This window comes from Streptococcus sp. VT 162 (genome assembly GCA_000688775.2).
Taxonomy (GTDB): Bacteria; Bacillota; Bacilli; order Lactobacillales; family Streptococcaceae; genus Streptococcus.
Window position 1 is genome coordinate 387,340 of sequence record CP007628.2, and the last position, 20,571, is coordinate 407,910.

Annotated in this window: 19 protein-coding genes and 2 tRNA genes; 17 read left to right on the forward strand and 4 right to left on the reverse strand. The window is 40.6% G+C overall.

All coding sequences use genetic code 11. The features are described from left to right. Positions 1-53: 53 nt before the first annotated feature. Positions 54-587, reverse strand: coding sequence for a hypothetical protein (locus V470_01870; protein AHZ47196.1), 534 nt, complete (start codon positions 585-587; stop codon positions 54-56). Between the two features lie 88 nt (positions 588-675). Next, positions 676-1,452 carry a recombination regulator RecX gene (gene recX / locus V470_01875; GenBank protein AHZ47197.1) on the reverse strand — a complete coding sequence of 259 codons (777 nt, stop codon included), beginning with the start codon at positions 1,450-1,452 and terminating at the stop codon, positions 676-678. 37 nt (positions 1,453-1,489) lie between these two features. On the opposite strand from recX, the gene V470_10535 reads away from it, so the two are divergent. The 3 genes from V470_10535 (at position 1,490) to V470_01890 (ending at position 3,096) form a co-directional block, all read left to right on the forward strand. Then, the gene (locus V470_10535) at positions 1,490-2,860 is read left to right on the forward strand and encodes an RNA methyltransferase (GenBank protein AJZ74441.1); all 1,371 of its coding nucleotides are present in this window, start codon (positions 1,490-1,492) and stop codon (positions 2,858-2,860) included. A gap of 75 nt (positions 2,861-2,935) precedes the next feature. Beyond that, positions 2,936-3,009 (forward strand) — tRNA-Met (locus V470_01885). Between the two features lie 13 nt (positions 3,010-3,022). Then, a tRNA-Met gene (locus V470_01890) sits at positions 3,023-3,096 on the forward strand. A gap of 197 nt (positions 3,097-3,293) precedes the next feature. Here the strand turns inward: V470_01890 and V470_01895 are convergent. Both V470_01895 and V470_01900 read right to left on the reverse strand, forming a co-directional pair. Further along, positions 3,294-4,229, reverse strand: coding sequence for a biotin--acetyl-CoA-carboxylase ligase (locus V470_01895; GenBank protein AHZ47198.1), 936 nt, complete (start codon positions 4,227-4,229; stop codon positions 3,294-3,296). Then, positions 4,226-5,086 (reverse strand): AraC family transcriptional regulator, encoded by an 861-nt coding sequence (locus V470_01900; protein AHZ47199.1) that lies wholly within the window; start codon positions 5,084-5,086, stop codon positions 4,226-4,228. The genes V470_01895 and V470_01900 overlap by 4 nt, the downstream gene beginning before the upstream one ends. A gap of 107 nt (positions 5,087-5,193) precedes the next feature. Here V470_01900 and V470_01905 point away from each other — a divergent pair, with 107 nt between their 5' ends. From V470_01905 to V470_01970, 14 genes are all read left to right on the forward strand, one after another. Further along, positions 5,194-7,356 carry an alpha-galactosidase gene (locus tag V470_01905; GenBank protein ID AHZ47200.1) on the forward strand — a complete coding sequence of 721 codons (2,163 nt, stop codon included), beginning with the start codon at positions 5,194-5,196 and terminating at the stop codon, positions 7,354-7,356. A gap of 34 nt (positions 7,357-7,390) precedes the next feature. Continuing rightward, complete coding sequence (locus tag V470_01910; protein ID AHZ47201.1) at positions 7,391-8,641, forward strand: sugar ABC transporter substrate-binding protein; 1,251 nt, start codon at positions 7,391-7,393, stop codon at positions 8,639-8,641. Positions 8,642-8,659: 18 nt separating this feature from the next. After that, positions 8,660-9,532 carry a sugar ABC transporter permease gene (locus tag V470_01915; GenBank protein ID AHZ47202.1) on the forward strand — a complete coding sequence of 291 codons (873 nt, stop codon included), beginning with the start codon at positions 8,660-8,662 and terminating at the stop codon, positions 9,530-9,532. Positions 9,533-9,548: 16 nt separating this feature from the next. Beyond that, positions 9,549-10,382 carry a sugar ABC transporter permease gene (locus V470_01920; protein AHZ47203.1) on the forward strand — a complete coding sequence of 278 codons (834 nt, stop codon included), beginning with the start codon at positions 9,549-9,551 and terminating at the stop codon, positions 10,380-10,382. Positions 10,383-10,674: 292 nt separating this feature from the next. Beyond that, the gene (locus V470_01925) at positions 10,675-12,117 is read left to right on the forward strand and encodes a sugar phosphorylase (GenBank protein ID AHZ47204.1); all 1,443 of its coding nucleotides are present in this window, start codon (positions 10,675-10,677) and stop codon (positions 12,115-12,117) included. A gap of 131 nt (positions 12,118-12,248) precedes the next feature. Continuing rightward, positions 12,249-13,442, forward strand: coding sequence for a polymerase (locus V470_01930; protein ID AHZ47205.1), 1,194 nt, complete (start codon positions 12,249-12,251; stop codon positions 13,440-13,442). A gap of 140 nt (positions 13,443-13,582) precedes the next feature. After that, positions 13,583-14,026, forward strand: coding sequence for a MarR family transcriptional regulator (locus V470_01935; GenBank protein ID AHZ47206.1), 444 nt, complete (start codon positions 13,583-13,585; stop codon positions 14,024-14,026). Positions 14,027-14,029: 3 nt separating this feature from the next. Further along, entirely contained in the window at positions 14,030-14,794 is a 765-nt protein-coding gene (locus V470_01940; protein ID AHZ47207.1) for a polyketide cyclase, read from the forward strand. Positions 14,795-14,808: 14 nt separating this feature from the next. Then, the gene (locus V470_01945) at positions 14,809-15,537 is read left to right on the forward strand and encodes a glycine/betaine ABC transporter ATP-binding protein (GenBank protein ID AHZ47208.1); all 729 of its coding nucleotides are present in this window, start codon (positions 14,809-14,811) and stop codon (positions 15,535-15,537) included. Next, positions 15,530-17,050: a glycine/betaine ABC transporter permease gene (locus V470_01950; GenBank protein ID AHZ47209.1), complete on the forward strand. Its 1,521-nt coding sequence runs from the start codon at positions 15,530-15,532 to the stop codon at positions 17,048-17,050. The genes V470_01945 and V470_01950 overlap by 8 nt, the downstream gene beginning before the upstream one ends. Before the next feature lie 337 nt (positions 17,051-17,387). Further along, positions 17,388-17,990 (forward strand): membrane protein, encoded by a 603-nt coding sequence (locus tag V470_01955; GenBank protein ID AHZ47210.1) that lies wholly within the window; start codon positions 17,388-17,390, stop codon positions 17,988-17,990. Continuing rightward, positions 17,987-18,781: an ABC transporter permease gene (locus V470_01960; GenBank protein AHZ47211.2), complete on the forward strand. Its 795-nt coding sequence runs from the start codon at positions 17,987-17,989 to the stop codon at positions 18,779-18,781. Before V470_01955 ends, V470_01960 begins: the two co-directional genes overlap by 4 nt. Further along, positions 18,757-19,593, forward strand: coding sequence for a cobalt ABC transporter ATP-binding protein (locus V470_01965; protein ID AHZ47212.1), 837 nt, complete (start codon positions 18,757-18,759; stop codon positions 19,591-19,593). Before V470_01960 ends, V470_01965 begins: the two co-directional genes overlap by 25 nt. Next, positions 19,580-20,380, forward strand: a complete 801-nt coding sequence (locus V470_01970; GenBank protein AHZ47213.1) for a cobalt ABC transporter ATPase — start codon at positions 19,580-19,582, stop codon at positions 20,378-20,380. The genes V470_01965 and V470_01970 overlap by 14 nt, the downstream gene beginning before the upstream one ends. The last annotated feature ends 191 nt before the right edge of the window (positions 20,381-20,571 follow it).

A 20,571-nucleotide genomic window follows, 5' to 3' on the forward strand; every position in this document is an offset into this window, starting at 1 on the left:
AGGCTGGATTTTTCAAATAAAAAAACCAGGGCTCTCACCCCGGTTTGACAACTTTACCGATTCTTTAGTTCTATGTAGCGTTTGTACCAAATGTTGACATAGGCCTCTGAGAAAGGACCGCGTCCATTGTTGATCCAATCAACAAGGATTTTAACATGCTCTTTCAAAATATAGTCTAAATCATCAGAATACTTCATTTTGCGTTTATGGCGCTCATACTCTTCAACGTCCAAGAGACGCTTTTCACCATCAGTGAAGACCTTGACATCCAAATCATAATCAATGTATTTCAGGGCTTCCTCATCTAGATAGTAGGGGCTGGCCATATTGCAATAGTAGGAAATCCCATTATCACGAATCATGGCAATGATATTAAACCAATATTTTTTGTGAAAGTAAACAATAGCCGGTTCTCGAGTCACCCAACGACGACCGTCACTTTCGGTAACAAGTGTGTGGTCGTTGACGCCGATAATGGCGTTCTCTGTTGTTTTTAGTACCATGGTGTCTCGCCAAGTACGGTGAAGACTCCCATCATGCTTATAACTTTGAATTGTAATAAAGTCGCCTTCTTTTGGAAGTTTCATAACTAACCAACTTTCTACAATTTATAAGTTTATCGTTTACTATTATATCATAAATCGGTCTAATTTTTTTGAATTTTACCTGAAAATGTTAAAGATATTCTCTGAGAGCGCTTGCTATATCCGAAAAATCATAGCCTTTTCTAGCCAAAACTTGAGTCAATCGTTGCTTTAGTTCGTAACCTTCATACTTTCGAGCATACTTAGCATATTGTTTGTCTAGCTCTTTAAAAATAAGTTCTTGAGTCTTTTCTTGGTCGACTTGACTGTCCAAGTCGTCAAAGGCATACTTAGCATCAGAATAGGAGAAGCCTTTGTTCGTTAAGTTTTGAATAATTTTATCCTGCAAGGCACGAGCGGGAAGCTTTCCCGTGTATTTTTTTAGAAGTTTCTCCGCCACACGTTGAGTAACCTCCGAAAAATCAAAATCCTTTAAAACATCTTCAATAGTCGCTTTGGCAATCCCTTTTTGAGACAGTTTTTGAGCTAGCACATAGGGTCCCTTATCTCCAGAAAGTTGATTTGCATTGATGATAGAATAGGCATACTGACGATCATTAATCCAGTTATCTTCTTTAAGATTGGCGATAACTTGACTTGTGATTTTTTTATCAAGATCATACTTTTTCAGATACTCACGAACTTCCTTTTCGGTTCGAGCTTTAAATGATAGATGGTAGAGGGCGAGATTCTTACCATAAGAAAACTGAGCAAAGCCCTGAATCTCGGTCAATTCTTCAGTGCTAACCACCTTATCTTTAGACAACATAAAACGGACAATGGTATCTTCCGTGATATAAGAGGTTTGTTGTCCATCTAGTTCCATCAAGTAGAGACGTTTTTTCTTTTCAAGTTTTGTGATTTTCATAGTTCTATTATACCCTAAAATGTGATAAGATAGGGGTATGAATCTGAAAGTCAAACAAAAAATACCTTTAAAAATCAAGCGGATGGGTATCAATGGTGAGGGAATCGGTTTCTACCAGAAAACCCTCGTTTTTGTACCAGGCGCCCTCAAAGGAGAAGATATCTATTGTCAGATTACTTCTATTAAACGTAACTTTGTTGAAGCCAAATTACTAAAGGTTAATAAGAAGTCGAAATTTCGAGTCGTACCAGCTTGTACCATTTATAATGAATGTGGTGGTTGCCAAATCATGCACCTCCACTATGATAAACAGTTAGAGTTCAAAACAGATTTGCTCCACCAAGCCCTGAAAAAATTTGCTCCTGCAGGATATGAAAACTATGAAATCCGTCCAACTATCGGAATGCAGGAACCAAAGTACTACCGTGCTAAGCTTCAATTCCAGACTCGAAAATTTAAAAATCAGGTCAAGGCAGGTTTGTATGCGCAAAACTCTCATTATCTCGTAGAGTTGAAAGACTGCTTGGTGCAAGATAAGGAAACCCAAGTAATAGCAAATCGCCTAGCTGAACTTCTTACTTACCACCAAATTCCAATTACAGATGAGAGAAAAACGTTAGGCGTTCGTACTATCATGGTACGTCGAGCAAGAAAAACGGGGCAAGTTCAGATAATCATTGTCACAAATCGCCAGCTTAATTTAACCCAGCTAGTAAAAGACTTAGTTAAAGATTTTCCAGAAGTCGTCACAGTTGCAGTCAATACAAATACAGCAAAAACAAGTGAAATCTATGGTGAAAAGACGGAAATTATCTGGGGCCAAGAGAGTATTCAAGAAGGAGTACTCGACTATGAGTTTTCTCTCTCCCCTCGAGCTTTTTATCAGCTTAATCCTGAGCAGACAGAAATTCTCTATAGTGAAGCAGTTAAAGCACTGGAGGTTAGCGAAGAAGATCATCTGATCGATGCCTATTGCGGTGTTGGGACGATTGGATTTGCCTTCGCAAATAAGGTCAAGAGTCTCAGAGGAATGGATATTATTCCAGAAGCCATAGAAGATGCCAAGCGAAATGCTCAGAGAATGGGGTTTGACAATACCCATTACGAAGCGGGAACAGCTGAAGAGATTATTCCACGCTGGTATAAAGAAGGCTACCGAGCGGATGCCTTGATAGTCGACCCTCCTCGTACAGGCTTAGATGATAAGCTGCTGGATACCATTCTGACCTATGTTCCAGAAAAAATGGTCTATGTATCCTGCAATGTTTCGACCTTGGCGCGAGATTTGGTTAAGCTGGTAAAAGTCTATGACCTCCAGTATATCCAGTCGGTCGATATGTTTCCCCACACTGCACGAACAGAAGCAGTGGTTAAGCTAGTGAAGAAAAGAAAAAATCAATTTCACTGAAAAAAGTCCTTGACAAAGGTAAAAAAGTAGGTGGACCAAGGTGTCGCAGGTTCGAATCCTGTCTTCCCGATTCATGGCGGTGTAGCTCAGCTGGCTAGAGCGTCCGGTTCATACCCGGGAGGTCGGGGGTTCGATCCCCTTCGCCGCTATATTGATCTTGTTGGACCTTTAGCTCAGCTGGTTAGAGCTCTCGGCTCATAACCGAGTGGTCGTAGGTTCAAGTCCTACAAGGTCCATTGTAAATAATGGAGGATTACCCAAGTCCGGCTGAAGGGAACGGTCTTGAGCTGAAGAGGACGGTTTGCTAAATCGTTAGGTCGGGTAACCGGCGCGGGGGTTCGAATCCCCCATTCTCCGTGAGTTAAGAGAGCTGTTAGGCTCTTTTTTTTGTAAGCAAATCCCCCTTCTAAATCATTAAAAGGGGATTTGTTTATTACCAATTTGTTAGTGATATTTCTCCGCTATTTAGCCAGATAGTATGTTTATCTTCAAGTTCGAGTTGAAGTTGACCTGATTCTGAGATTTCTTTTGCAAGTCCTTTTTTAAATTTTCCATCTAGCTGGAAGGTAACTTCTTTTCCAAGAACGATTGATCTTTCTTTATAGATATAAAGTAGCTCATCTGAATCCGTATTGTAGAAACAATTCCATATTTCGCTGATGAGATCATTACGACTAATTGGTGCTGGTGGCATAAATAGGCTGCCTGCTTTTTCTTTTAGGTCTTCTGGGAAGTCTCTTATAGAAAAATTTATACCCAGTCCGATAATGACGTCTGTAACCAAGCCTGTCTCAACTGATGTCATTGCTTCGGTGAGGATACCTGCTATCTTTTTATTTTTAAAGTAGATGTCATTTACCCATTTGATATCTACTTCTATCATAGTTAGATTTTTAATTGCTTTGTAGACTGCAGCAGCTACAAGGAGAGTATAGGATGGGAGTTTTTCATAGGGAAGATTGGGTTGTATATGCAGGGACATATAGATCCCACCCTGAGATGGAGAATAGTAGGGGCGCTGAAATCGGCCACGACCTGCCGTCTGACAGGTTGAAAGATAGAGTGTATTTCCTTTGTTTCCAGCTTCAATCCCTTCTTTTGCATCTGTTTGTGTTGATTTGGTCTCAGGTTTGTAGCGAATGGTTAAGTTGGTTTTCTCTTGAATCAAATCAGGCAATATCAGATCTCCTTGAATAAGCTTGTAGCCTCTATTTTTGATACTATCAATTTCTAGGCCTTCTTGTTGAAGACGTTGGATCGCTTTCCATATAGATGTACGGCTTAAATTCAGTTCTTCTCCGATTTTTTCTCCGCTAACATAATCGTTTTCTCTAGCTAATATTTGGTAGACTAGTTGGTGTGATTTCATTGATTTTCCTTTCTAGCTAAGAGGGAGTGAGAGTATTCCTTTCGAGTTTGACTAGGTGTTTTATGAAAAAACTGTTTGTAGGCTTTTGAGAAATGTAGTGGGTCTGAAAAACCTACAGAATATGCAATGACTTTGATCGTTTCATTTGTGTGTTCTAGTAACTGTTGCGCACGGTTCATTCGAACGAAAAGTAAATATTCTTTTGGAGAGAGTTGGTGAAATTCTTTAAACACACTAGTCAAGTAACTTCTATGAACCGATAGCTCTTTTGCTAAATCTTGAATGGTGAGCGATTGTGGATAGTGACTATCAATTAATCGTTTGCAGTCAAGATAGAGTTGGTGGGTTGATGAAATATTCTCTTTTTTCTGATTGGGAGCAATCGTTCCTAGATGAAACATTAGTTCATGGAGTTGTCCCATGATGTGGAGTTGAGCCAATTCATTAGTTTTTGTAATCTGAGCAAAGCGGACAATATCTGAGATGAGTTTTGCAGTTGTCTGTGTATGACAGTTATTTGACTGGATGAGGTAGGATTGGTCAGAAATTTGAGATAGAGCAAAGTAGTCGGGTGTCCTCCCTCCAGTGATCCCCAACCAGTAGTAAGCCCAAGGATCCTGGTTATCTGCTTGATAGAATGTTAATTCATCTGGTTTTAGTAAAAAGAAATCTCCTGCCTTTAAATCAACAATTTTCCCCTTATAATGGAATTGACCTTTTCCTTTAGTAATGTAATGTAGTACATAGGTATCTCGAATAGCTGGGCCAAAAGAATAGTTAGGCGTGCATTCTTCATAACCGTAGAAGCTAAGAGAAAGATCAATTGTTCCAGTCTGGTATTCTGAAAAAACGAGCATGGGTCACCTCCTACCTAACATTTTACCATACTTTAGAGACATTTTTCTATTTTAGAAAGCGCTTTTATTTGCTAAAATTTTATCAAGAAATGGATGAGGTACAATTTATGGGAGTTCGAATAGAGAATAATCTATTTTACGTTGAGAGTAAAGGTTTAAGTTTAATTATTGAAAATAGGGATGGGTTCTTATTATTAAAACATTTAGGAAAGACTATTAAGAACTATAGAGGGGCTAATAGTGTTTACGAACGCGATCATGCTTTTTCTGGTAATCCCATAGCTACTAATCGAGCCTTTAGTTTGGATACTCAACGTCAGATTTTTGGACAACATGGCTTAGGTGACTTTAGAAAACCAACTTTACAGGTTCAGCATGATGCAACTGAAGTAACAGACTTTCGATTTGTAGAAGCAAAGATTTTAAAAGGTCAGAATGGTCCACAGGGCTTACCTTCTCCTCACAGCATGGATGCTACAGAGACGCTTGTCTTGATTTTAAAAGATCCTCAAGCTAAACTTAGTCTGACTTTGTATTATACTGCTTTTGATAATGATGCGACAATTGCTAGTTACAGCAAATTGAAAAATAATAGTAATCAGGAAGTTGTCATTCATAAGGACTTTTCTTTTATGGCTGATTTTCCTGCTGCAGCTTACGAAATAGTAACTTTGCAGGGAGCTTATGCTCGTGAAAAGACTGTCCGACGTCAACAGGTAGAGCAAGGAATCTTTTCGATTAGTTCGAACCGTGGAGCTTCTGGGCATGCTCAAACACCAGCCCTTCTATTATGTGATCAAGGAGTAACTGAGGATGCTGGGAATGTGTTTGCTATTCAACTGATGTATAGTGGAAACTTTGAAGCTTTTGTCCAAAAGAATCAACTGAATGAAGTTCGGGTGGCTATTGGCATTAATCCAGAAAACTTTTCTTGGAAGTTAAATCCTGAGGAAAATTTTGAAACACCGGTAGCTTTAGTGACCTATTCAGATAAGGGATTAACTGGTATCAGTCATGAAAGTCAGAATTTTGTACTTAAGCACATTATGCCAAGTAAATTTTCTAAAAAAGAGCGTCCAATTCTAATCAATAACTGGGAAGCTACCTACTTTGACTTTCAGAAAGAAAAACTGTTAGAACTAGCTGATGAAGCTAAGAAAGTTGGAATTGAACTTTTTGTATTAGATGATGGGTGGTTTGGTAATCGCTTTGATGATAATCGTGCTTTAGGTGATTGGGTTGTGAATGAGAAAAAGCTGGGTGGAAGTCTAGAAAGTCTGATTTCAGCGATCCATGAAAGAGGTTTGCAGTTTGGGCTTTGGTTAGAACCTGAGATGATTTCTGTTGATAGCGACTTGTATCGTAAACATCCTGACTGGGCTATTCAGGTTCCAGGTTATGAGCATACCTATTCTCGAAATCAATTAGTACTTAATCTTGCCAATCCTCAGGTAGTAGAATATTTGAAAAATGTTTTAGATGAACTCCTCTCTCATCATGATATTGACTACATCAAATGGGATATGAACCGCAATATCACTAATCTGGGGAATGGTTCAGCCTACTTGGAAACCCAGATGCAGTCTCATCAGTATATGTTGGGGCTTTACGAACTCGTTTCTTATCTGACAGAGAAACACAGTCATATTCTCTTTGAGTCCTGCTCTGGTGGCGGTGGACGAAATGATCTCGGTATGATGCGTTATTTCCCACAAGTCTGGGCTAGTGATAATACTGATGCTATTGCACGTTTACCAATTCAATACGGTTCATCCTATCTCTATCCAACCATTTCTATGGGAGCTCATGTGTCAGCAGTACCAAATCATCAGATGGGACGAATGACACCATTGGAAACTCGTGGTCATGTAGCCATGATGGGAAATCTGGGTTATGAGCTTGATTTGACAAGTTTATCAGATGAAGAGAAGGATGAGATTGCTAATCAGGTGAACTTGTATAAAGAATTGCGACCAGTAGTCCAGTTGGGAAACCAGTATAGGTTAATCAATCCCGATGCTGAATCCAATGAAGCAGCAGTTCAATTTAACTATGAGGATCAAACGATTGTAACCTATGTCCGAGTCCTGTCAGTTGTGGAAACAATGGAAACCACCTTGAAACTGAAAGACTTAGAGGTGGAAGGGCTTTATGAGCTGGAAGGGACAAACATTGTTTACTCGGGTGCAGAGCTCATGTATGCAGGTTTAACTGTTACCCTATCACCAGGAGATTTTTTGAGTAGACAGTATAAATTCAAGAGACTATAATAAAAGCGTATAAATTTATCAAGGAGGCATTCCAATGAAATGGTATAAGAAAGCAGGTTTTCTTTTAGTAGCTGGGGCAAGTTTACTAGGCCTAGTGGCTTGTGGTCAGAACAATCAATCAGCTGATGGAAAGGTAACGATTGAGTTTTTTAACCAGAAGACCGAGATGGCAGATACCTTGCAAAGGATAGTGGATGATTTTGAGAAGGAACACCCTAATATTGATGTGAAGCTGACTACAGTACCTTCAGCTGGAATTGTGCTAAAGACTCGTATTTTATCAGGAGATGTTCCAGATATTATTAATATCTATCCTCAAAATATGGATTTTCAGGAGTGGGCGAAGGCAGGCTATTTTGCAGATATGACAGGAAAACCCTATCTTGAGAACATCAAGAATGACTATGCCGAAAAGTATGCGATTAATAATAAAGTTTATAGTGTGCCTTTAACGGCCAACCTTTATGGAATCTATTACAATAAAACGAAGTTTAAAGAATTAGGACTTGAGGAACCGAAGACTTTTAAAGAGTTTCAAGAGATTGTTAAAAAGATAAAAGATAGTGGAAATTCTCCGTTTGCGGTTGCAGGCAATGAAGGCTGGACATTAAATGGTTACCACCAACTTTCTCTCATTACTCTTACGGGTAGTGGAGACACGGCTAATAATTACCTTCGCTTTTCAAAACCAAACGCCATCTCATCAGATGATGCTATTTTAAAAGCAGATGCAGAACGACTCGATTTATTAGCAGATAATGCTCAAGATGGTTGGCGTGGTGCCTCTTATAATGATTCGGTGGTAGCATTTTCGAGTGAAAAAGCTTTGATGATGCCACAAGGATCATGGGCATTAGCCGCAATTAATCAACAGGATCCAAAATTTGAGGTGGGGATGTTTGCCTTCCCAGGCGAAGAAGTAGGAAAAGAAGTCACTGTTGGTGCAGGGGATATGGCATTATCAACTTCAGCTACTACCAAACACCCTAAGGAAACCGAAGAATTTATCAGCTATATGACTAGTCCAAAAGCTATGCAGTCATACTATGATGTAGATGGATCACCTGTTGCGGTAAAAGGCATACAGGAAAAAGAAGATTCAGCGCTTGCAGCTATTTCTAAACTGGCTTTTACGGACAAACATTATGTTTGGTTGGGCCAACGCTGGAACTCTGAAGAAGACTTTTTTAATCTAAGTGCAGGTTACCTGATGGATAAAAATCTGAAAAATATGGCAAACAATCTCAATGCTTTCTTTAATCCAATGAAGGCAGATTTGGACTAGAATAGGAGTTAAGATGATATGGCTATTCGAAAATTTTTAAATAAATACTGGGGTTGGACATTTTTGCTCATCCCGCTTGCTTTACAAGCTATCTTCTTTTACTTTCCAATGGTACAAGGTGCTTTCTATAGTTTGACTAACTGGACTGGATTGACCTATAATTATAAATTTGTTGGTTTGAATAACTACAAATTGTTGATGATTGATGGGAAATTCTTCACAGCCATAGCCTTTACTTTGATTTTAACTCTGGCATTGATTATTGGAGAGATTACGATTGGGATGGTTGTGGCACGAGCCTTAAATTCTAAGATGAAGGGGCAGACCTTCTTTAGAGCTTGGTTCTTTTTCCCGGCTGTTTTGTCTGGTTTGACAGTTTCCTTGATTTTTAAACAATTTTTCAACTATGGGCTTCCAACGATTGGAAGAATTTTAGGGCTTGGTTTTTTACAAGAGAGCCTATTAGGAACACCTGTCGGAGCGGTAGTGGCAACTATTTTTGTTCTTCTATGGCAAGGAGTAGCTATGCCAATCATTCTCTTTCTTGCTGGTCTTCAGAGTATTCCAAATGATATTTTAGAGGCAGCATCAATTGATGGTGCAACAAGTAAACAAACTTTTTGGAAGATTGAATTGCCCTATTTACTGCCAACGATCTCTATGGTTTTTATTCTGGCTCTTAAGTCCGGTTTGACAGCCTTTGACCAGATTTTTGCGTTGACGAGTGGTGGTCCAAATAATGCTACAACGTCTCTTGGACTTTTAGTCTACAACTATGCTTTCAAGAGTAATCAATATGGATATGCGAATGCAATTGCCTTGATTTTATTCTTAATTATTGGAATTGTTTCTCTGATCCAAATTAAACTATCAAAGAAATTTGAAATCTAATAGAGGAGTCCTACACATGAAAAAAGAAGAAAAATTGAATCAGTTTTGGAAATACGTCCTCTTGATAGTCGGTGGTATTCTTATACTTGTTCCTTTGTTGGTAACGGTATTTAGTTCTTTCAAGACAACTAAGGATATCATGAATCATTTCTTTAGTTTGCCCAATCCTTTTACCTTAAGTAATTATGAACGATTAATTTCGGATGGAATTGGAGGCTATTTCTGGAATTCAGCAGTTATTACGGTGTTATCATTGATTGTAGTAGCTTTCTTTATACCAGCTGCAGCTTATTCCATTGCTCGAAATATGTCCAAGAAAAAAGCCTTTGCAATTATGTATTCGCTCTTGATCTTAGGGATATTTGTTCCATTTCAGGTGATTATGATTCCCATCACAGTTATGATGAGTAAACTAGGTTTAGCAAATATGTGGGGGCTAGTAATACTCTACCTAACTTATGCTATTCCACAGACTCTCTTCTTGTATGTTGGTTATATAAAAATCAGTGTACCGGATAGTTTGGATGAAGCTGCGGAAATCGATGGGGCTGATCGTTTTACAACTTATCGTCGAATCATTTTTCCAATGTTGAAGCCCATGCATGCGACAACTTTGATCATCAATGCTCTCTGGTTCTGGAATGACTTTATGTTGCCACTCTTGATTCTGAATAAGGATTCCAAGATGTGGACTTTGCCTCTCTTCCAATACAACTACCAAGGTCAGTACTTCAATGACTATGGTCCAAGTTTTGCATCTTATATTGTGGGAATTGTAACGATAACCATTGTCTACCTCATCTTCCAAAAACATATCATTTCAGGAATGAGTAACGGGGCAGTGAAGTAACAAGATACAAAGCCCGTTAAAAGCTCACAGTGAAAATAGGGAATCTGAATAAGAAGCCTTGGCTTCTTGGAAGATTCATCTTTTTCACACAGAGCTTAGGGCGTGTTCAATTAAGATACAAAGGAACGGTTCAGCTTACTGACAATTCTATGTAGAAAACAAGAAAATAGTACTTAATTGCTTGCAGTCTATAGTAGTACGAGTTCAATATGAACAAAAACCTAAAAATATCTTTCATTTACGAAGCCAGGTCATATAAGACTTGGCTTTCATCAGAAAAAGGAGACCATCTATGACCATTCAAAATAAAACCATGTTGATTACTTACTCAGATAGTCTTGGAAATAACCTTAAAGACTTGTATGAGAATTTGGAAGAACATTTTGGCGATGCTATTGGAGGAGTTCACCTTCTACCATTTTTCCCGTCAACAGGAGATCGTGGATTTGCACCAGTTGACTATGATGAAGTGGATCCAGCGTTTGGTGATTGGGAGGATGTTAAGCGTTTAGGTGAGAAATATTATCTTATGTTTGACTTTATGATTAACCATCTTTCTCGTCAATCGAAATATTATAAGGACTATCAAGAAAAACATGAAGCTAGTGAATTTAAAGATCTCTTTTTAAACTGGGATAAGTTTTGGCCGGAAAATCGTCCGACACAGGCTGATGTAGATTTAATTTACAAGCGAAAGGACCGTGCACCAAAGCAAGAGATTGTTTTTGCAGATGGTTCAGTAGAACATTTGTGGAATACCTTTGGTGAGGAGCAGATTGATCTTGATGTGACCAAAGAAGTAACGATGGCATTTATCCGTAAGACGATTCAACATCTAGCAAGTAACGGGTGTGATTTGATTCGTCTAGATGCTTTTGCTTACGCAGTGAAGAAATTGGATACCAATGATTTCTTTGTGGAACCAGATATTTGGAATTTATTGGACAAAGTTCGAGATATCGCTGCTGAGTATGGGACAGAGCTCTTACCTGAGATTCATGAACACTATTCGATTCAGTTTAAAATAGCGGACCATGATTACTATGTTTACGATTTTGCCCTTCCAATGGTGACCCTTTATACTCTTTACAGTTCCAGAACAGAGCGTTTGGCTAAGTGGTTAAAGATGAGCCCGATGAAGCAATTTACGACACTAGATACCCATGATGGGATTGGAGTGGTGGATGTCAAGGATATCCTGACTGATGAGGAAATTGACTATGCTTCAAATGAGCTCTATAAGGTTGGAGCGAATGTCAAACGTAAGTACTCTAGTGCAGAGTATAACAACCTAGATATCTACCAAATCAATTCAACCTACTATTCTGCGCTTGGAGATGATGATGTCAAGTATTTCCTCGCTCGTTTGATTCAAGCTTTTGCTCCAGGCATTCCTCAGGTTTACTATGTGGGTCTATTAGCAGGAAAAAATGACTTGAAATTATTAGAAGAAACTAAAGAAGGTCGAAATATTAATCGTCATTACTATAGCAACGAGGAAATAGCAGAAGAAGTTCAACGTCCTGTGGTGAAGTCCCTTCTCAATCTATTTTCTTTCCGTAATCAATCAGAGGCCTTTGACCTAGAAGGGACTATTGACGTTGAAACACCAACAGCTCATAGCATTGTAATCAAACGTCAAAATAAAGACAAGTCTGTAACAGCAGTAGCAGAAATTGATCTGCAAAGTCAGACCTATCAAGTAGTGGAAAACGGCAGAAAAATTCAGTTCTAGTGCTATATTGATGATAGAATTTTTTGTGGTGAAAACGTGTTCATTGTTCCCAAATGACGGAAAAAATGGTAGAATATAAAGATAGTTTAGCATTTATCTTCTGGAGAAATCCAGAACAGAAAGGATCCGTTTTGAAATCAATTGGATTACTGGATAAGATAAGAGGGCTTTCGAAAAAAGATTTCTTTTTATATTTGATGATCATAAGTATCTTTTTACCTTTTTATTTATTCTTAGGGCTCTTTGCTTTATATTTGATAGGTTTACTTGTTACTGGGGAGATGAAGGGAATTATCAAAGGATTGGCCAAACATCCTGTACTTCTCTTTTTTATTGCCTACAGTAGTATCATCTCTATCGTCGCTAAGAATTGGCTTGGATTGGTTGCATCTTTACTGATGTTTCTCTTCCTCATTTTCTTTAGTTTCTACCAGAAACGTCTGACACATGCTTTCTTTCGACTGATACTGCAGACAATCTTGTTTGGTAGTGTGCTCTCTGCGGCTTTTGCTACTTTGGAGCATTTCCAAATTGTAAAGAAATTTAACTATGCCTTTCTTTCGCCCAATATGCAGGTATGGCATCAGAATCGGGCAGAAGTGACCTTTTTTAATCCTAATTACTATGGAATTATTTGTTGTTTCTGTATCATGATTGCCTTCTATCTCTTTACAACGACCAAGTTGAATTGGTTGAAGGTATTCTGTGTGATTGCAGGCTTTGTTAATCTCTTTGGATTGAACTTTACGCAAAATCGAACTGCCTTTCCTGCTATTATCGCTGGAGCCATCATTTATCTCTTTACAACCATTAAAAACTGGAAGGCCTTTTGGCTTAGTATCGGGGTCTTTGCGATTGGCTTGAGTTTCCTTTTTTCTAGTGATTTGGGAGTTCGGATGGGGACTTTAGATTCCTCTATGGAAGAACGCATTTCTATCTGGGATGCTGGGATGGCCTTGTTTAAGCAAAATCCTTTTTGGGGGGAGGGGCCATTGACCTATATGCACTCTTATCCTCGGATAAATGCTCCTTATCATGAACATGCTCACAGCCTTTATATTGATACGATTCTGAGTTACGGAATTGTGGGAACCATTTTATTAGCTTTGTCTTCTGTTGCTCCTGTTCGTTTGATGATGGATATGAGTCAGGAGTCGGGGAAACGTCCAATTATCGGTCTTTATCTATCTTTCCTTACAGTGGTTGCTGTGCATGGAATCTTTGACTTGGCCCTTTTCTGGATTCAGTCAGGCTTCATTTTCTTGTTAGTTATGTGCAGTATTCCATTGGAGCGTCGAACTTTGGTATCAGACATGACGGATTAAGTTTATAAGATTGAAATCTTCTACCTTGAGTAGGAGATTTTTTACTGAGAAAAATTAGTTCTAAATCGAAATAGTTGACAGTTAGAATAATAAGTATTATAATGGAATATAATTCGATATCGAAATAAATTGGAGGTGCTATGAAAGATAGTCATTTGGTAGCCCATCATATTCGTTTGTTAAATGGGCGGATTTTTCAAAAGCTACTGAATCAGGATCCTGAGACTCTTTATCGGAGTGAACAGGGAAAGATTTTAGCGGTTTTATGGAATAGTGAAACTGGCTGTGCAACTGCGACAGATATTGCGCTGGCGACTGGTCTTGCTAACAATACGCTCACAACCATGATAAAGAATCTTGAGGAGCAAAACCTGGTCATCATTAGCCCATGTGGAATAGATAAGAGAAAGAAATATGTCAAGCTAACGGAGCAAGGTTGGTCCCAGAAAGAAGTGGGCCATCGCATCAGTCAAAAGTTGGATGCTATTTTTTATAAAGGATTCTCTGAGGAAGAAATTCGCCAATTTGAAAGTTATCAGGAACGCATTTTGGACAATCTGAAAGAGAAAGCAAATGAGGAATAAAATATGTCAAAACAAGTTGAAAATGCACGAAATCTATATATTCATGCTATTCAAGACGGGCGAGTTGCTGAGACTCAAGCTCAGTCCGTTGGAGATACCTACATTCAACACTCGACAGGCGTGCCAGATGGGAAAGAAGGGTTTGCGGCTTTCTTTGCAAATTTCTTTGAGCGTTATCCCGAGCGTGAGATCAAGATTGTCCGTACTATTGAGGATGGCAATCTGGTCTTTGTTCATGTTCATCAATATCTCAATGGCGGGGGAGCTCAATGGGTGACAACGGATACTTTCCGTGCGGATGAGAATGGGCGTATCGTGGAGCATTGGGATGTCATTGACTACTATCGCGCTCCAGAAAATGGACAGTTAGACCAGATCTTTGGAGATTTTGAAATCACAGATTTGGATAAGACAGCAGAAAATAAAAAATTGGTTCGCCGTTTCTTGACAGAAATCTTTCAAAACGGCGAACTAGAGCAGTGGAATGATTATGTGGCAGAAGATTTGATTCAGCATAATCATGAGATTGGCCAAGGAAGTGCTGCTTATAAAAACTATGTGGCTGAACAGGGTGTCACTTTTGACTTTGTTTTCCAGCTTTTGGGACAAGGAAACTATGTGGTTAGCTATGGACAGACTCAGATAGATGGGGTGCCTTATGCTGAGTATGACATCTTCCGTTTGGAGAATGGCTTGGTTGTGGAGCATTGGGATAATAAGGAAGTTATGCCTAAGGTAGAAGACTTGACTAATCGAGGAAAGTTTTAAATAGAGGACAAAGAATGATTGAATATAAAAATGTAGCGCTACGCTATACAGAAAAAGATGTTTTGAGAGATGTTAATTTACGAATTGAGAATGGAGAGTTCATGGTTTTAGTTGGGCCTTCTGGGTCCGGTAAGACGACCATGATCAAGATGATTAACCGTCTCTTGGAACCAACTGATGGAAATATTTATATGGATGGCAAGCGCATCAAAGACTATAATGAGCGTGAGCTTCGTCTTTCTACGGGTTATGTTTTACAGGCCATTGCTCTGTTTCCCAATCTAACGGTTGCGGAAAATATTGCTCTCATTCCTGAGATGAAGGGCTGGACTAAGGAAGAAATTGCGAAGAAAACAGAAGAGCTTTTGGCTAAGGTTGGTTTACCGGTAGCTGAGTATGGGCATCGTTTACCTAATGAATTATCTGGTGGAGAACAGCAACGGGTCGGGATTGTCCGTGCCATGATTGGTCAGCCTAAGATTCTCCTCATGGATGAGCCCTTTTCAGCCTTGGATGCTATTTCGAGAAAACAGTTGCAGGTTCTGACGAAAGAATTGCATAAAGAGTTTGGTATGACAACGATTTTTGTGACCCATGATACGGATGAAGCTTTGAAATTGGCGGACCGTATTGCTGTTTTGCAGGACGGAGAGATTCGTCAGGTGGCGAACCCTGAGACGATTTTAAAGGCGCCTGCAACGGACTTTGTAGCAGACTTGTTTGGAGGTAGTGTTCATGGCTAATTTGATATCAACTTTTCAGGACCGTTTTGGTGATTGGGTAACAGCTCTATCTCAACATTTGCAGTTGTCACTTTTGACCTTATTACTAGCTATTTTTATTGCGATTCCCTTGGCTGTTTATCTTCGTTATCATGAAAAGATGGCGGACTGGGTCTTGCAGATTGCAGGGATTTTCCAGACTATCCCGTCTCTGGCCTTGTTGGGACTCTTTATTCCCTTGATGGGAATTGGGACCTTGCCTGCTTTGACAGCACTAGTGATTTATGCGATTTTCCCAATTTTGCAAAATACCATCACTGGGCTAAAGGGAATTGATCCAAGTCTACAAGAGGCTGGGATTGCCTTTGGGATGACCAGGTGGGAGCGTCTCAAGAAATTTGAAATTCCACTTGCCATGCCGGTCATTATGTCTGGTATTCGGACGGCAGCGGTTTTGATTATCGGTACGGCAACCTTGGCTGCCTTGATTGGGGCAGGGGGACTGGGTTCCTTTATCCTTTTGGGAATTGACCGCAATAATACCAGTCTGATTTTGATTGGGGCCCTTTCTTCAGCAGTGCTTGCCATTGCCTTTAACTTCCTACTAAAAGTGATGGAAAAAGCAAAATTGCGGACGATTTTCTCTGGTTTTGCCTTGGTGACCATATTGCTCGGTCTGTCTTATAGTCCAGCCCTCTTAGCTCAAAAAGAGAAAGAAAACTTGGTGATTGCTGGGAAATTGGGACCAGAACCCGAAATTTTGGCTAATATGTATAAATTGTTGATTGAAGAAAATACCAGTATGACTGCGACTGTTAAGCCGAATTTTGGGAAAACAAGCTTCCTCTATGAAGCTCTGAAAAAAGGGGATATTGATATCTATCCTGAATTTACTGGTACGGTGACTGAAAGTTTGCTTCAGCCATCACCTAAAGTGGGTCATGAGCCAGATCAGGTTTATCAGGTGGCGCGTGATGGCATTGCCAAACAGGATCATCTAGCCTATCTCAAACCCATGTCTTATCAAAATACCTACGCTGTAGCTGTTCCGAAAAAGATTGCTCAAGAATATGGCTTGAAGACTATTTCGGACTTGAAAAAAGTGGAAGGACAGTTGAAGGCAGGCTTTACACTCGAATTTAATGACCGTGAAGATGGCAATAAGGGCTTGCAATCAATGTATGGTCTCAATCTTAACGTAGCGACCATGGAGCCAGCTCTTCGCTATCAGGCAATTCAGTCAGGCGATATTCAAATCACAGATGCCTATTCGACAGATGCAGAATTGGCGCGTTATGATTTACAGGTCTTGGAAGATGACAAGCAACTCTTCCCACCTTATCAAGGGGCACCACTCATGAAAGAAGCTCTTCTCAAGAAACATCCTGAGTTGGAGACAGTTCTCAATAAATTGGCTGGCAAAATTACTGAAAGCCAGATGAGCCAGCTCAACTACCAAGTCGGTGTTGAAGGCAAGTCAGCAGAACAAGTAGCCAAAGAATTTCTACAAGAACAAGGTTTGTTGAAGAAATAGCTTGAGAATAGCAAACTCAACTTTGGCTAAACGACCATATAGAAAAATGCTCAGACAATCTTGTCTGGGCTTTTTTGATATTAGAGTTACTAAATGTCATTTAAAATGGAAAATAAGAGGAAATTTTCAGGATTTTCTAGATTTTCACTGTAAATACACTTGACTATTCACAAATAGGTGTATAATGTGTTGTGAACTACTTAACAAATAAAGATTTCCAGCTCATGTCGACTAAGGATGGAAATCTTGTGTATAGACAGTTCAGTAGATATATAATAGAGCGTTGCGTCCGAAAGTCTATCCAGACACGGCTCTTTAAAAACAAAAGGAGAAGATTATGAAAACAGAACCGATTCATCGTACCAGTATGTGGAAATTTAAGTTAAGTGCTGCCACCATGACTTTGATTCCCGCTGCCGTGGGGATTAACTATGTTGCCAAAGCCTTGGCGGAGGGGTTAAAGTTGCCCGTTTGGCTGGGGTCTTTGGGAACCTTTCTTACCAGCATGTTGGCTGGGCCGGTTGCCGGTGCCATTAGTGGTTTCATCAACAACGTGATCTATGGGCTGACCTTATCGCCAATTTCAACCGTGTATGCGATTACCAGCATCGGAATTGGGATTGCTGTCGGAGTTTTGCACGCCAATGGGTGGTTCTCGTCAGCGCGAAGAGTATTTGTTTCTGCTATTATTATTGCCATCGTTTCAGCTGTCATTTCAACGCCACTCAACGTCATCTTTTGGGGTGGTCAGACCGGTATCGCTTGGGGTGACTCATTGTTTGCGGTAATGGTCGCCAATCATGCACCAGTGTGGCTGGCCTCATTTACCGATGAGTTTGTCTTGGATATTTTGGATAAAGTCTGTGTGGCCTACCTGGCACTCTTCATCTATCGTCAGCTGCCGAAGCGGATGGTGCACTTCTTTAGCGATGATAAATGATGACTGATAAAACATTGATTTCTGGAGCGCCACGGGTCAAGCTCAAGTGGTACCAAGTGATCGATCCGATTACTAAGCTCTTGTTCATCTTGGACATGACGTTGTTGAGCTTTGCCAGTATGAATTTATTGCTTCAGGCCGGATTAATTCTTGTCGCAACACTGCTATTGTTATTTTCCAAATTGAGTTCTACCACCTTTAAGGCGCTGGGATTCAGCCTGTTTCTGATTTGCACCATGCTGATCATCCAAGGGTTATTTTACAGTCGGAATCAAACTGTGCTGTTTTCTGTGCTTGGGGTGTCGTTCTACAAAGAAGGCCTGATTTACGCCACCACTCTGGGTTGTCGAGTATTGGTGATTATTTTGACCAGTGGCTTTTTTATGGTGACCACGAGTATTTCAGAAAACGCGGCCTATTTGGAACTGTCCGGATTGTCTTATAAAACCGTCTACGTTCTGATGTCGGTGTGTTATATTTTGCCGGAAATGATGCGCAATATGCGGAAAATCCAGCAGGCACAAAAAGTTCGCGGAACCAATCCGCAAAAAACGTTGATTCAGAAATTAAAGTCAGTCCTGCCGGTTCTAATTCCATTGGTGATTAAGACCTTGGATCAATCGATGACGCGGTCGATTTCTCTCCAACTGAGAGGTTTTGATAATCTCAACCGGACTGTCAGAACCTCCCAGCGCGTGTATCGCCTGTCGCGGACGCTGCACATTGGTCTGACTGGATTGGCAATTTTATTGATTGGGTGGAAGATATGGACGAAGATAAACGGATTGTAATTGAAAATTTGACCACCCGTTATCCGGGTACTGAGCAACCACAACTGCGTCAGATTAACGCGGAGGTTCATACCGGCCAGGTGGTTGGTATTATCGGGAATAGCCACTCTGGCAAATCGACTTTGTGCCGTGTGCTGGCAGGGGTCATTCCCAAAATTGTGTCTGCTAAGATTGAGGGCGATTGGCACATGTTTGGCCAGCGAGTGTCTGACAATTGGCCCGTTTATAATGCCATGAATGGAGTTGTACTGCAAAATCCAGCTGGCCAACTAAGCGGGTTGGCAGACACGGTTGCCGATGAAATCGCCTTTGACTTGATTAATCAGGGAATGGCTGAAGGACTGATTCAAAAACGGGTTGAAGAAGTTGCCACGCAAATGGGGCTGATTGAACAGCTGAATTTGCGTCCCGAGAGCCTTTCCGGTGGTCAGATCCAGCGGTTGGCAATTGCCACGGCGATTGTGGCTAATCCGGCTGTTTTGATTATGGATGATCCGACCAGTGAGATGGATCCCCTTGGCCGCCGGCAATTTTTCCAATGGCTGGCCCAAGTCAAAGAGACGACTGTCTTCATTGTCACCAGTGAAATTGACGATTTGTGCGAAGTCGCCGACGTTGTGTGGGTGCTGCACGAGGGTCAAATGGTAGCCCAGGGCAGGCCGGGTGAGGTGTTTAATCATTTGGCAGCTGACTGGCAGATTCCAGCCCCGACAATCCAGCAACTTGCTCAAAAAATGGATTGGCACTTGGCTGATGGCCGGTATCCGGTGAATTACGCTGATCTGAAGGAGGTTCGTTATGTCCACAATTGAACTGAGCCACCTGACGTTCACTTATCCGGAACGGTCCTTTAGCTTGGATGTTGAAGACAAACACTTCGCCGATCCGATGGTGGCGATTGTCGGCCAAAATGGTGCCGGCAAATCAACGCTCTTCAAATTGTTGACGGGTTTGCTGACACCACAAACCGGTGTGATTAAGATCGATGGAGAAAATTTTAATGATCTTAAACCAGTCGAAAAGTTACTGAAGGTTGGGATTACTTTTCAGAATCCTGACGATCAGCTTTTCAACCCGACCGTTCTACGAGAGGTGGAGTGGAATGTCGCGCAGGTCATGGATGACCACGACACGATTACGAGGCGGGCTTTAGCGGCTCTAAAAAGAGTTGGCTTGGATGATAAAACAGCTGAAAGTCCATATGACCTGTCATTGTCGGAACGCAAGCTGTTGAGCGTTGCCACAGTTTTGGCAGTGGATCCGGCGATTTATTTATTTGATGAGCCGATGATGTCGCTTGATTGGGAAAGCCGGCGCAAGTTGACCGCAATTTTCCATCAGTTGGCTGATTCGGGCCACCAAGTTGTGACCATCACCCATGACATGGATTGGGTCGCCGCCGAGTTTGAGTCAGTGTATGTTATGGAACACGGGAAGTTTGGCTTCGCCGGCAGTCCACGGGAATTGTTCAGCAATCACGAACTTGTCCAGCGAGTGGGATTACTACCACCGCGGATTATGGACATAGCGGAGTCGCTGGGTGATTCACAGACATATTTATCGGTTAATGATTATTGCCAGAAAAATCGAGATGTATAGAAAAAGTCACCTCTGCGGGTTTTCCAGGTTGAAGGATTAACTTCAGCTTCTGGCAAGAACTCACATGGGTGACTTTTGTGTTTAATAACGTTTCATGATCATCGGGTGCTTCCTCAGATCACTCGGTTTGATTTTACTTTGTTTCATGGTCATAATCATATACCATTTCTTTTGGATTTTTTGTTTGACTA